We start from the raw sequence: 12,512 nt of genomic DNA, 5'->3' as shown, positions 1-12,512 counted from the left end.
CCACCGCTCGCACCGGATTCACGGCGTCGTCTGGTTGTGCACGCACTGGAACTTTCTGCTGACGGCGCTCTGGAACGAAGAGTCGGTACCGGCCGGGCATTCGGATGCCAGATCCACGGTCGCGATGATCTTCCCGTAGTGGTCCTTGTGGCAGTCGACCACCTTGATATCGAGCTTCCCCTGCGCGACGCAGTCGCCGGCCGCATCGGCGGCCTTACCGCATCCGGTAGCCGCACCACCCAGCACCACAGCCGCCGACAAGCCGATCACGAACGCTCCCCACCTCATGGCTGCGGATCGTAGCCGACTCGAATTCCCCGCTCCGAGCGGAAGTTCAGGAGGCGCGAACCCCGAACCGCCGGCGATATTCGACCGGTGCGATGCCGACCGAACGCTGGAAGTGGTGCCGGAGCAGGGCGCCGGACCCGAACCCGCAGCGGTTCGCGAGGGATTCCAGGTCGAGGTCGGTCTCTTCGAGAAGTTGCTTGGCGAGCAGAATGCGCTGGCCGGTAAGCCATTTCACCGGGGTGGTGCCGGTTTCGGCGGCGAAGCGGCGGGCGAAGGTGCGGGTGGACATGGAGGTCCGGTCCGCGAGCGCCTCCACGGTGTGCGGCAGGTCCAGATTCTCGCCCATCCAGTGCAGGGTTTCGCTCAGGCTGTCCGAGCTGCAGTCCACGACGGGCCGTTCGATGAACTGCCGCTGCCCGCCGTCCCGCTGCGGCGGCACCACCATGCGCCGGGCGATGGCATTGGCGACGCTGCTGCCGAGTTCGCGTCGCACCAGATGCAGGCAGGCGTCGATGCCGGCGGCGGTGCCGGCGCTGGTGATGAGATTGCCCTCGTCCACGAACAGCACGTCGGGATCGACTGTGGCGTGCGGAAACTCCCGCGCGAGCCGATCGACGTAGCGCCAGTGCGTGGTGCATTTGCGCCCGTCCAGCAGTCCGGCCTTACCGGCCAGGAACGCCCCCGAGCACACGGTGAGAATGGTCGCTCCGCGCTCCGCAGCGGCCCGTACCGCGTCCACGACCCGCTCGTCGTAGCCGTGGTCGATGGGGAAGGCCGGAACGGCCACGAGATCCGCGTCGAGTAGCTCGTCGAGGCTGTATTCGGGCGCTACGGTGATGCCGGGTGAGCTGGTGGTGAGGGGTTTCCCGGGTTCGGCCCCGCAGACGCGGAAGTCGAAGAGCGGCAGTCCGTCGGCGCTGCGGTCGAGGCCGAAAACCTCGCAGACGACTCCGAATTCGAACATGGCCAGGCGGTCGTTCAGGACGACGGCGACCTTCTGCAGCATGACCCGACCTTTCTGGCCGAATATTTGCGAACAATGACGTTACTGCCACTGTTGGCTGTAAGTTCTCTATAGAAAACTTACAGCCATGCAGCCCCTCACCGCAATCGTCACCGCCGGAACCGCCATCTGCGCGCTCGGCTACTTCACCTACATCGGAATGGCCTGGGGCTCCACCGATTCCACAGAGGAAGGCGAAAACCTGTCATGACTGCCATCACCCCCGCACCCGGAACCTTCCTGCACGTCACCGCCACCGACCGCGGACACGTCTTCACCCGCGTCGTCGCCCTGCTGTCGGCAGCCGGCCGTGCCGTCCCGTTCCACCGCGACTCGCTCCGGAACCTGGCCGGTTCCATCAATTTCGACGACCGCGACGCCCCCCGCGTCGCCCACGACCTCCGGGCCATCGCGACCTACCGCGAGCACGGATAACCGCTCGGAGTCATATGGACTCGGTGATCGCGAAGCACTCCGAGAGCCAGGTCTCCACCCACCGCACTCGAGTGCGCCGGCCATGGATGCCGACTGCGTCGGCCGCCGATAAGGCGGCCTCGCAGCGCACCAGAACTCAGATGCTGTCGCCCGCGCTGACCCGCGGCTTCGGGGCGCGCATGCGGCGCACCTGCGAGGCGCGCACGAAGGCGTACCAGCCGAGGGACATCGAACGCTCGGTCGTATCCGGGAAGCGCTCGCGCACGCGGCGGTTCACGATGCGGCCGAGGATGAAGCCCTCGGTAATCATGAACAGCATCATGATCAGCATGGCCAGCGTCACGATGGCCTGCAGACCGGGCGACAGGATCATGCTGAAGATCAACACCACCGCCAGCGGCATGAACAGGCCCAGCAGGTTGCGGCGCGCGTCGACGATGTCGCGCACGTACCCGCGAACCGGCCCCTTGTCGCGCGGCAGCAGGAACTGCTCCTCACCGGCGAGCATGCGGGCGCGCCGATCCTGGGCCTCCTTGCGGCGGTCGGACGAGCTCGCCTTGCGTTCCTCCTTGGTCCCGCGCAGCGACTTGCGCCGGGCACGGGCCTCCTTGGAGGTCATGGGCGCTGGGGCGACCGGGCCGCGACGGCGGCCTTCGGCCTCCCGTCGCTTGGGGGTCGGCCGGCCTTTGCTCAGGGTGACCGACTTGTCCTCGACCGTCGCCGTACCACCGGCTTCGACGCTGGAGGTATCGGTTGTGGGGTTGGACTCGCCACGGCGCAGGAACTTCACGCCGACCAGGCTATTCGATGACGCGTCCGCCGGAAAATCCTGGTCTGCCTGTTTGTTGTGTCGCCCACGCCCACAGCTACCTCCTGGCGACCAGGATCGCCGGGTCACGCCGGGGGAAAGCCCGCGAACAGGACAAGTGACAGACGACCCGCCATCCGCGCAACACCCTCCGCGTAGGATTGGGAATAGTCGCCCGCGAAGCGGCGTTGACAGGCGTCGAGCCGTACGCCTCTGACGGGTTGAAAACAGGTCCTTTAGGAGAGTTCATGACTGTGCAGAACGAGACCACCACTCACGGTGTGACTCTGACCGATGCTGCCGCCTCCAAGGCAAAGGCGCTGCTGGATCAGGAAGGCCGCGACGATCTGGCCCTGCGCATCGCCGTGCAGCCGGGTGGCTGCGCCGGCCTGCGCTACCAGCTCTTCTTCGACGACCGCACCCTCGACGGTGACCTGATCGTCGAATTCGCGGGCGTCAAGCTGGCCGTCGACCGCATGAGCGCCCCCTACGTGCAGGGCGCCTCGATCGACTTCGTCGACACCATCGAGAAGCAGGGTTTCACCATCGACAACCCGAACGCCACCGGCTCCTGCGCCTGCGGCGACAGCTTCAACTGAGGCACTAACCCACAGCGCGGAACATCCCACGGGAGGTTCCGCGCTGTTGCGTTGCCCGGACCAAATCCGCTCCGGAGACTCGGGCGAAGCCCAGACAGCCGCCGGGGTCCGGCCGAAGCCCACACAGCCGCTTCCGGGGCTCGGCCGAAGCCCAGACAGCCGCCTCCGAGGTTCGGCCGAAGCCCTGAGAGCCACCTCTGGGGGTTCGGGGGCGAAGCCCCTGAGAGCCTCCGAGAGTTGGGCCTCCCCGTCTCGGACAGAGTAGTTTTGTTACTGCGGCGATTCCCGCCGTTCACCCCCACCGAAGGATTCCCCGTGACCATCGCCGTGTCCGCGTCCATCGCGACCGATCACCTCATGCGCTTTCCGGGAAAGTTCTCCGATGTGCTGCTGGCAGACCAACTTCAGCACGTATCGCTCAGCTTCCTCGTCGATGACCTGACCATCCGCAAGGGCGGGGTCGCGGGCAATATCTCGTACGCCATGGGCGTGCTCGGCCAGCGCCCGCTGCTGGTCGGCGCGGTCGGCAAGGACTGGGGCGAGTACCGGAAGTGGCTGGAGGACAACGGAGTCGACTGCTCCGCCGTCCGCGTCTCGACCGAGGCCCACACCGCCCGCTTCGTCTGCACCACCGACGAAACCATGGCCCAGATCGCCTCCTTCTACCCCGGCGCCATGAGCGAGGCCCGCGACATCGACATCACCAAGCTCGGCCGCGACCTCCAGCTGGTCCTGATCGGCGCCGACGACCCCGAAGCCATGCTGCGCCACACCGAACAGTGCCGCACCGCCGGAATCCCCTTCGCCGCCGACCCTTCTCAGCAGCTGGCGTACGTGGACGGCGACACCATCCTGAAGCTCATCGACGGCGCCACCTACCTCTTCACCAACGAGTACGAGTGGGGCATCCTCCTCCAGAAGACCGGCCTGTCCGAGGCGGAAGTCGGTGAGCGCGTAGGCATTCGCGTCACCACCCTCGGCTCCAAGGGCGCCAAGATCGTCGACCGCGACGGCACCGAACTCCACGTGGACGTAGTCCCCGACACCGCGAAGGTCGACCCCACCGGCGTAGGCGACGCCTTCCGCGCCGGCTTCCTCACCGGCCGGTCCGCCGGCTTCTCCCTGGAACGCTCCGCCCAACTCGGCTCCCTGGTAGCCGTCCTCGTCCTGGAAACCGTTGGCCCCCAGGACTGGACCCTCGACCACGACGCCGCCATGAAGCGCCTCCGCGACGCCTACGGCCCCGAAGCCGCCGACGAAATCGAAGCCATCCTCGTCCGCGTGTAGCGCGCACCCACACCCCGAAGCCGCCCGCCGGACACATCCGGCGGGCGGCTTCACATTTCGAGGCCGGGCCCTGGGCTGCGCCAGCGCGATCAACCACCACAAGGCAGCCTCCACGAGCGGGCACTCACCAAAGTCCCCAACGGCGTGTCGCCACAATGAGTGCCCTCTCGCCACAGCCGAATCCGGGCCGCCTCGGAGGAGTTCCAGACTAGCGAGGTGCGGCCGTCGTCGCTGGGCCCGTGAGAGGGCACTCACCAAAGTCTCCGACGGCGTGTCACTTTGGTGAGTGCCCTCTCGCTGTGCCCCGGTTCCCGCGGGCGCGAGAAGTGGCAGCCTCGAGCGACTGCCGTCTCGCTGAGGATCGGGCCCGGGCCGGAGTTCGGGTGGGAGGGCGGGTCCGGGTGGGGCGGATACATCGCGCGCAATAGGCTTATGGGTATGGCCTCCGACCGTTTGTATTTCCGCCAGCTGCTGTCCGGCCGCGACTGGGCTGCCGGCGATCCGATCGCCACCCAGATGCGGAACTTCGCGTACCTGATCGGCGATCGTGAGAGCGGCGAATGTGTGGTCGTGGACCCGGCTTACGAGGCGGGGCAGCTGGTCGAGATCGCCGAGGGCGACGGGATGCGGCTCACCGGTGTGCTGGCCACGCACCATCACCCCGACCATGTCGGCGGCACCATGCTCGGGTTCACGCTGCGCGGGGTGAAGGAGCTGCTGGAGAAGACCGACGTGGCGGTGCACGTCAATGCCGAGGAACTGCCGTGGGTCGCGAATGTCACCGGCATCGCGCCGAGCGAGCTGACCGGCCATGCGCACGGCGACAAGGTCGCGGTCGGCGGGTTCGAGATCGAGCTCCTGCACACCCCCGGCCACACGCCCGGCAGTCAGTGCTTCCTGTTCGAGAACCGCCTGATCGCGGGCGACACCCTCTTCGTCGACGGCTGCGGCCGCACCGACTTCCCCGGCGGCGATTCCGACGCCATGTTCCGCAGCCTGCGGTATCTGGCTGGGCTGCAGGGCGATCCGGTCGTCTACCCCGGCCACTGGTACTCGGACGAGCCCAGCGCCTCGCTGTCCCACATCCGCGACCACAACTACGTGATGCGGCCGCAGACCTTGGAGCAGTGGCAGATGTTCATGCCGGGCTGATCGACTGCGCGGCGGCCCGGTACGCGTCAGGGCGTCCAGAGCGTCCCGTTCTCGGCGTCGTAGAGCTGATACCCCAGCCCGTCGACGAGCAGTTCGAGCACCGACCGAATAGCACCCGCCACCCCGACGAGCCCTGACCCCCGAGGTCTCCACCGTTCGGCGACATCTGCGGGCGTGACCCGCAGCGCCATGCCCGCGGCTTCGACGTGCAGCACCGCCCGCCGCGCCGAAACCGGCAATTCCTCGTTCCACATCCGCAGCCCGGCCGCGAGCAGCCGCAACTGGTCGTCGACCGGAATTCCTTGCTGCGCGCGCAGATACCCCGCGACCTCCCCCGGTGATGCGACGGCCCCCACCGGCAGCACCACGAATTCGTACCTCACCCCATCAACCGTAGCCCGGAATGCGGCTTTCATGAGTGCCTACGGGGTTGCTGATCCAGCTGGTATAACCCGGCGGCGGACCCGAATACGACGCCGCCCGCCCCGATTCGGTTCGGGGCGGGCGGTTTTCGTCGACGCTGTCAGGCGAGCTTGCGCATCCACCCGTGCTGGTCAGCGAAGGTGCCGCGCTGAATTCCGGTGAGCGTGTCGCGCAACGCCATGGTGACCTCACCCGGCGTCCCGTCCCCGATGGTGAAATCGCCGTCGTCCGAACGCACCGACCCGACCGGAATCACCACAGCAGCGGTCCCGCATCCGAAAACCTCGGTGATCTCACCGGATTGGACGCCCTTCCGCCACTCGTCCACGGAGATCTTCCGCTCCTCCACCTGGTAGCCGGAGTCGGCCGCCAGCGTGATCAACGAGTCGCGCGTGATACCCGGCAGCAGCGAGCCGGACAGCTCCGGCGTCACCAGCCGAGCCTGCGACCCGCTCCCGAACACGAAGAACAGATTGTTGGTGCCCATCTCCTCGACGTAGCGATGCTCGCAAGCATCCAGCCACACCACCTGATCGCACCCCTGTTCGGCCGCCTGTCGCTGCGCCAGCAGCGACGCCGCATAGTTGCCTGCCACCTTGGCCTCACCGGTGCCACCGGGCGCGGCCCGCGTGTACTCGGTCGACAGCCACACCTTGACCGGCTTCAACCCACCGGAGAAGTACGCGCCGGCCGGCGACCCCAGCAGCAGGTACTTGTACCCCGAAGCAGGTTTCACACCCAGCCCGACCTCGGTGGAGAACATGAACGGCCGCAGATAGAGGGACTCTTCCCCACCCGCCGCCGGCACCCAATCGGCATCGACTTCGAGCAGCTGCCGCACGGATTCGATGAACAGCTCCTCCGGTAGCTCCGCCATAGCCATCCGAGCCGCGGACCGCCCGAATCGCGCCGCATTGGCATCCACCCGGAAGGTGGCGATGCTGCCATCGGCCTGCCGGTACGCCTTCAACCCCTCGAAGATCGCCTGCCCGTAGTGGAACACCATGGTCGCCGGATCCATGGCCATCGGCCCGTAGGGCTCGACCTTGCCGTTGGTCCACTGCCCGTCGATGTAGTCCAGCGACACCATGTGGTCGGTGAAGAACCGCCCGAACCCGGGCTCCGCGAGAATCTCCTGCCGCCGCTGCGCCCCCAATGGCGCGGGATGCGGGACGCGAGCGAATTGTGCGGCAAGAGTCATGACCGGGAGTCTAATTCGCCCTCTCCGACGCGCCGGTGCCACCCTCCGCTGCCGTCAGCAAACCCCGGGGTAGGGGCCCGGTTCGACGGCAACGGCACAGCGGGGGCGGGCAGCGCGACTAGGAGGTCTTGACCTCGACGAAAGGCGGCTTGACTACCTCACAGCGGAGGCGGCGGCCACGGACATCGACCTCGACGATGTCGCCGGGCTGGATGCCGGAGGCGGTGTCGATGAGGGCCAGGGCGATGCCGAGCTTGAGGGTGGGCGAGAAAGTGCCGGAGGTGGTTTCGCCGACCTGATCGTCACCGCGCAGGACGGTCTGGCCCTGGCGGAGGACGCCGCGGTCGAGTCCCTTGAGGCCCAACAGGAGTCGGCGCGGGCCGGCCGCCTTCTCCTGTTCCAGTGCGGATTTGCCCCAGAATTCCGGCTTCTTCCAGCCGACGGCCCAGCCGCAGCGGGCTTGCAGCGGCGAAATCTCCAGGGAGAGTTCGTGTCCGTGCAGGGGGTAGCCCATTTCGGTGCGCAGTGTGTCGCGGGCGCCGAGGCCGGCGGCCTGGCCGTCGGCGGCTTCGACCTCGGCCAGTAGGGCGCGGAAGAGGGGCTCGGCGTCGTCCCATTTGGGGAGGAGTTCGTAGCCGTGCTCGCCGGTGTAGCCGGTGCGGCAGACGCGGATCTGGCGGCCGTCCCATTCGGCGTCCGCGTAGGCCATGTATTCCATGTCGGTGGGGAAACCGAGCTTGGCGAGCACTTCCGCCGATCGCGGGCCCTGCACGGCGAACACCGCGTAACCGCGATGTTCGTCGGTGACGGTGATGCCTTCCGGCGCGACCTTCTGCAATTCCGCCACCACGGCAGCGGTATTGGCCGCATTGGGCACGAGGAACATCTCGTCATCGCTGACGTAGTAGGCGATCAGGTCATCGATGACCCCGCCCTCCGGCGTGCAGCACAGGGTGTACTGCGCCTTCCCCGGCCGGATCCGCTCGAGATCGTTGGTCAACGCCGAGTTCACGAATGCCGCCGCGCCGGTCCCCTTGACGGTGGCCTTCCCCAGGTGGCTGACATCGAAGATCCCGACCGCGTTCCGCACGGCGGTGTGCTCACCGACGGTCCCCGCATACGAGACCGGCATCTCCCACCCCCCGAACGGAGCAAAAGTGGCGCCCAACTCGACATGGACGGCATGGATAGGGCCCTGCAGCAGCTGTTCGTCGGTCACCCGTGCGAGCTTATCGGTCAATGAGGTTGCGCGTAATTCGCCCGTTCCCGGCAATCACTCGGCGGCGGATCGGCCCTCAGATGCCCAGGCTGCGGGCCATTCCCGGCCAGGCCGCGTGGAAGTCGATCTGCCAGGAGGGCCAGTTGTGGCCGCCGTTGGGGAGGTAGGAGTAGGTCGCCGGAATTCCTAGTCGTTCAGTGGCGGACTGGAGGGTCTGGGTGCATGCGGCGACTGTGGATTCCAGCAGGTTGCTGGATACGGCAGGCTGGCTGAGGCCCATGTTGCCGTTCGCGCCGGAGGCGCCGTCAGGGCCCGCACCGGCGGCGATGTAGAGGTTGGTGCCGCGGAGTTTGACCAGATTGGCGTCAGTGGAGGGGTCGTGGGCGGTCCAGGAGGGCGAGCCATCGGGACCCCAGATGTTCCACGGGTTGGCGCCACCGGAAGCAACCGTTATCTGGAAGTACCGGCGGCCGGGATCGGTACTGGTCTGCGCGCAACCACTGAACGATCCGACACTCTGATACAGGCCGGGGGCGTCTTCAGCGAGCGCCAGCACCGAGGTTGCCGACATCGACACGCCCGCAATGGCATTGCGGCCCGAGGAATGGAGCGCGGAGTCGATTACCGGCGGCAGTTCCTGGGTCAGGAAGGTGGTCCACTTGTTGCGGCCGATCACCGGATCGTCGGCCTGCCAGTCCGTGTAGTAGCTGTATCGCCCGTCGAGGATATTGACGACATTGACGTTCTGATCGCCCATGTAGCTGACCAGATCCGTCTTGGTCTCCCAGGAGGTCTCCTGACCGTTCCCGTCGACCCCGTCCTCGGCGCCGTTCAGCAGATACAGGGTGGGCCGCGGCGCACTGCTGTCCGCGGGCAGGATGACCTGCATAGCGATCACCCGGTTCATGGCCGCCGAGTAGACGTAGAAGGTGGCGCGCCGATCATCGTGCTGCACCACATGATCGAGATGCGACCCATCCGCATCAACCTGTGCACTGGAGAATGCCGGAGGCTCGGCCTGCGCGACACCCGCGCAGAAAACCCCCAGCACAGTCGCGGCCAGGATCGCCCCCGCTCCCTGACACAACCGACCCCGTGCACTCTTCATATTGGCCTCGACATCATCGTCCGAAAGATCGTCTCCATCCTCTTTACCGACATCACCGGACCCCGGCAATGAAGTAATTCCCACACTTCAACATTCCGGCCGGTCGGGATTAGCTATTCCCCGGCAACAGGGAGTCGGAGGTTGACTGGGCGGTCGCCTCACAGTGTGTGGCCGACTCAGTGGCCGGCCCGAGCCGCGCAAGCAGTCCCTGCTCGTCGAGCACCTCGATCCGGTGACCGCCCGCCCGCAATTGCACGACCCGCGCCGCCTTGGTCGTGGTGAACGCCGCCGGATCACCACCGGTGAACCCGTCCCCGATGACGAGGCACGTAGTCCGCCTGGTCACATTCCGCGCCGGCGTCGCCCCGCAAGCCGCGATCGCATCCCACGCCTCCTGCCGCGTGAGTTTCGCGAGATCCCCTGTGAACACCACGATCTGGCCGTACAACGGATGTTTCGGATCCGTCCCCGTGATCTCGGGCATGACGAGTTCGGCACGCGGAAACCAAGATCCACGCTCCCGCCGCTCCCCCGCCTGCCGCTGCCCCGCCGGCCGCCGCATCCTCTCATCCGGCTGCTGGATCGCCGCGCTGGGATTCCGGATCGTCTCGCCCGGCAGGCGAACCACCTCGTCCTGCCGCCGGATCGTGTCGGCTGACGAACGTCCGGCCGCGCCCCACCTCGAATGCCGATTGCCCGACCGCTCCCGCCGATCCGCTTGCCCGCTCCGCCCATTGCCCGAACCTCGCGACGGCCGGTCCGCCCCCGACCGCTCCAACTCGGCCAGTGACCCAGCCCCGGTCCGCTCCGCCAGCGCGAGCACGATATCGGCCGCCGCGGCGGCATCCGCAGCCGCGTCATGATGGCTGAACCGCGCAATCCCCAGCGCCTCCGCCACACTCGGCAACCGATAGCTCTCCAAATCCAAATGCCTCCGCGAAATGGCCAAGCTGCAAGCGAACTCCCACTCCGGAGCCCGAATCCCACTGTGCCCACACGCTTCCCGAATAGCAGACTTGTCGAACGGTGCATTGTGCGCAATCACCGGCAGCCCCTCCACCATCCGCAACACCTCCGGCCACCGCTCCCCAAAGGTAGGCTCCCCCGCCACTCGCCCAGCCGAAATCCCATGCACCCGAACGTTATGCCAAGAAAAGAAGTCCACCCCCACCGGCGGCCGGCAAAGCCAAGACTCCGTCACCACCCGCCGCCCCTCCCTCACAACGGCCACCCCCACCGCACAAACACTCCCCCGAGCAGAATTAGCCGTCTCCACATCAATAGCAACAAACGACATTCCCCCCATACTCACCCCACCATCAACGGCAGTGCCCGCACCCCCACACCCCCGAACTCCACTAAAAACGGCCGCACCACCCGCAACGACTCGAACGCCGCCCACCCATCCGCCATCTCCGCCAACCCCCGAGCCACCCCCAACGCCGGCCGCACCACCTCCTCAACCTCATTCCGCGGCAACCCGGCCTCAGCAGGGTGAGCGATCACCGGCCACTCCGGCCGAATGAGCTTGTTCCCCGCCACCTCCTGATGCGCCGAGAACGCCTCATCAGCCGCAGCAATCTCCCCCTGCACGGCATCCACGGTGGCCTCCAAATCCACAACCCCCGCAACCCCCTCCGGCGCCTCCACATCCGAACCGCACCTGACAACCCACCGCCCCACAGTCAACGAAGCCAGTTCAACTGCGTCCGCATCCAGCACCCAAGCCCCCGACAGCCGCGAAAGCCCCAAAGCCGCCCCCACATTCACATGCCAGACCACCACCCGACCACCCCGCCGATCGAGCACCGCCACCGGATGAAGCCCAGCCGAAGAAGTCATGACCCTCCGAAGTCGCACGGACAAATACACGGGCTACCGTAAAGCATCGGTCCGACAAGTCCTGCACTCGCCCGAAGTCGAAATCCACAGCAGGACAAACAATTCCAACCAGTATGTCTACCCCACCCTGTCACACCCGCCGATTACCGTGACCACGTGGCCCAAAATCAGTCGCTCCCCCACCCCTCTCGTCATAGAAGAGGTCAACTCGGCCCTGGCCCGCCAGTTCGGCTACGGCAGCAACCCGAAGTAGGCCAGCTGCCGGGCATAAAGGGCGGTCTGCGAAGGCTATTCCGACGTCGCTCTCAACAGGCTCTCATGGAATCCGATCCACTGGAGATGCTCGTCGGGCTGGAGCGAAACCTCGCCCCATTCGACCGAGTGCAGGCCCTGCACAGAACTGCAGATCGCGACAACAACCAACCGGCCAATCGCGGGATCACTCAAGACACTCTGCGCGATCTCGACGAACTGCTGTTCCTCCTCGCTCAGCTCCGGATCCGGCAAGCCGAAGTCGAGCATCCCCTGCACAGGCCGGGGCCGCAGATTCGCCACCGCGAGCCGTGCGTCGGAGGTCCCGAACCGGCTGGATCCGAGGTCGCCCTCCGGATTTCTCGAGTGCCGCCATGGGTACAACGCCACTCCGTTCACGACAACTACGTGGTACGGAGCCCGGCCGGGCCGAACGAGCACGGCCCCCGGAAGCTCCCCGAAGGCGGCGAACCGCTCGCTGATCCCGGCGTAGAACTGCCCGTATACCGATTGAGAATGATGGCCACAGGCTTCCTGCGCACTGACCGATGCCGCATGCTCGGCCTCCACCATCTCCGCGATATCGTCACGAATCCGCGGGCCGTAGGTTCCGAACACTCCTATCGACCAGCGCCGCCCCTCGTCCATCGCTGCTCCTCCCGAACCTCCCCCCTTCCGACGGTAACGCGACCCGCGAAACCACGAAAAGTGTCTACAGCCAATCGAACTCATTGCGATATCGACGCCGATCCCGATTTGAGGCTCTCGAATCGACGCCGGACATCCGAGCCACGCACGGCACGGCCGATGCGAAGCCGACCTGAGAGTGCCGGTAGGAAACGGGCAGACTCGGCAAACTTCGTTGTGTTGTCGCCGCGCAAGATCGATTACAGAC

The 12,512-nt window shown here is 66.6% G+C and carries 15 protein-coding genes; 5 read left to right on the top strand and 10 right to left on the bottom strand.

The window, feature by feature from the left end; genetic code table 11:
• Nucleotides 1-18: 18 nt before the first annotated feature.
• The gene (locus ACH438_RS36545) at nucleotides 19-288 is read right to left on the bottom strand and encodes a hypothetical protein (protein WP_397013950.1); all 270 of its coding nucleotides are present in this window, start codon (nucleotides 286-288) and stop codon (nucleotides 19-21) included.
• A gap of 46 nt (nucleotides 289-334) precedes the next feature.
• Complete coding sequence (locus ACH438_RS36540) at nucleotides 335-1,294, bottom strand: helix-turn-helix domain-containing protein (RefSeq protein WP_397013948.1); 960 nt, start codon at nucleotides 1,292-1,294, stop codon at nucleotides 335-337.
• An 85-nt stretch (nucleotides 1,295-1,379) separates the two neighbouring features.
• Here ACH438_RS36540 and ACH438_RS36535 point away from each other — a divergent pair, with 85 nt between their 5' ends.
• Nucleotides 1,380-1,502, top strand: a complete 123-nt coding sequence (locus ACH438_RS36535) for a hypothetical protein (protein ID WP_397013946.1) — start codon at nucleotides 1,380-1,382, stop codon at nucleotides 1,500-1,502.
• On the top strand, nucleotides 1,499-1,726 hold the full coding sequence (locus tag ACH438_RS36530; protein ID WP_397013944.1) for a hypothetical protein: 228 nt from the start codon (nucleotides 1,499-1,501) through the stop codon (nucleotides 1,724-1,726). The genes ACH438_RS36535 and ACH438_RS36530 overlap by 4 nt, the downstream gene beginning before the upstream one ends.
• A 136-nt stretch (nucleotides 1,727-1,862) precedes the next feature.
• Here the strand turns inward: ACH438_RS36530 and ACH438_RS36525 are convergent, their stop codons facing one another.
• Nucleotides 1,863-2,516: a DUF3043 domain-containing protein gene (locus ACH438_RS36525; RefSeq protein ID WP_397013942.1), complete on the bottom strand. Its 654-nt coding sequence runs from the start codon at nucleotides 2,514-2,516 to the stop codon at nucleotides 1,863-1,865.
• Nucleotides 2,517-2,782: 266 nt separating this feature from the next.
• Here ACH438_RS36525 and ACH438_RS36520 point away from each other — a divergent pair, with 266 nt between their 5' ends.
• The 3 genes from ACH438_RS36520 (at nucleotide 2,783) to ACH438_RS36510 (ending at nucleotide 5,572) form a co-directional block, all read left to right on the top strand.
• Entirely contained in the window at nucleotides 2,783-3,133 is a 351-nt protein-coding gene (locus ACH438_RS36520) for a HesB/IscA family protein (protein ID WP_397013940.1), read from the top strand.
• 315 nt (nucleotides 3,134-3,448) lie between these two features.
• Nucleotides 3,449-4,420 carry a carbohydrate kinase family protein gene (locus ACH438_RS36515; RefSeq protein WP_397013938.1) on the top strand — a complete coding sequence of 324 codons (972 nt, stop codon included), beginning with the start codon at nucleotides 3,449-3,451 and terminating at the stop codon, nucleotides 4,418-4,420.
• A gap of 438 nt (nucleotides 4,421-4,858) precedes the next feature.
• Nucleotides 4,859-5,572 carry an MBL fold metallo-hydrolase gene (locus ACH438_RS36510; protein WP_397013936.1) on the top strand — a complete coding sequence of 238 codons (714 nt, stop codon included), beginning with the start codon at nucleotides 4,859-4,861 and terminating at the stop codon, nucleotides 5,570-5,572.
• A gap of 26 nt (nucleotides 5,573-5,598) precedes the next feature.
• On the opposite strand, the gene ACH438_RS36505 is transcribed toward ACH438_RS36510, so the two are convergent.
• From ACH438_RS36505 to ACH438_RS36475, 7 genes are all read right to left on the bottom strand, one after another.
• Nucleotides 5,599-5,955: a hypothetical protein gene (locus ACH438_RS36505; protein ID WP_397013934.1), complete on the bottom strand. Its 357-nt coding sequence runs from the start codon at nucleotides 5,953-5,955 to the stop codon at nucleotides 5,599-5,601.
• A 140-nt stretch (nucleotides 5,956-6,095) separates the two neighbouring features.
• Nucleotides 6,096-7,196, bottom strand: a complete 1,101-nt coding sequence (locus ACH438_RS36500; protein ID WP_397013932.1) for a branched-chain amino acid aminotransferase — start codon at nucleotides 7,194-7,196, stop codon at nucleotides 6,096-6,098.
• Nucleotides 7,197-7,314: 118 nt separating this feature from the next.
• Entirely contained in the window at nucleotides 7,315-8,415 is a 1,101-nt protein-coding gene (gene gcvT, locus ACH438_RS36495; RefSeq protein ID WP_397013930.1) for a glycine cleavage system aminomethyltransferase GcvT, read from the bottom strand.
• A 76-nt stretch (nucleotides 8,416-8,491) separates the two neighbouring features.
• Nucleotides 8,492-9,523 (bottom strand): alpha/beta hydrolase, encoded by a 1,032-nt coding sequence (locus ACH438_RS36490; RefSeq protein ID WP_397013928.1) that lies wholly within the window; start codon nucleotides 9,521-9,523, stop codon nucleotides 8,492-8,494.
• Nucleotides 9,524-9,632: 109 nt separating this feature from the next.
• Entirely contained in the window at nucleotides 9,633-10,820 is a 1,188-nt protein-coding gene (locus ACH438_RS36485; RefSeq protein ID WP_397013926.1) for an exonuclease domain-containing protein, read from the bottom strand.
• Between the two features lie 11 nt (nucleotides 10,821-10,831).
• Nucleotides 10,832-11,338: a hypothetical protein gene (locus ACH438_RS36480; RefSeq protein ID WP_397013924.1), complete on the bottom strand. Its 507-nt coding sequence runs from the start codon at nucleotides 11,336-11,338 to the stop codon at nucleotides 10,832-10,834.
• Nucleotides 11,339-11,653: 315 nt separating this feature from the next.
• Complete coding sequence (locus ACH438_RS36475) at nucleotides 11,654-12,190, bottom strand: hypothetical protein (RefSeq protein ID WP_397013922.1); 537 nt, start codon at nucleotides 12,188-12,190, stop codon at nucleotides 11,654-11,656.
• Nucleotides 12,191-12,512: the final 322 nt, after the last annotated feature.

It is taken from the genome of Nocardia sp. NPDC020380 (assembly GCF_044386975.1).
Classification (GTDB): Bacteria; Actinomycetota; Actinomycetes; order Mycobacteriales; family Mycobacteriaceae; genus Nocardia.
Note: the sequence above shows the minus strand (reverse complement) of the source record. Positions and strands in the feature narration are given on the sequence as shown.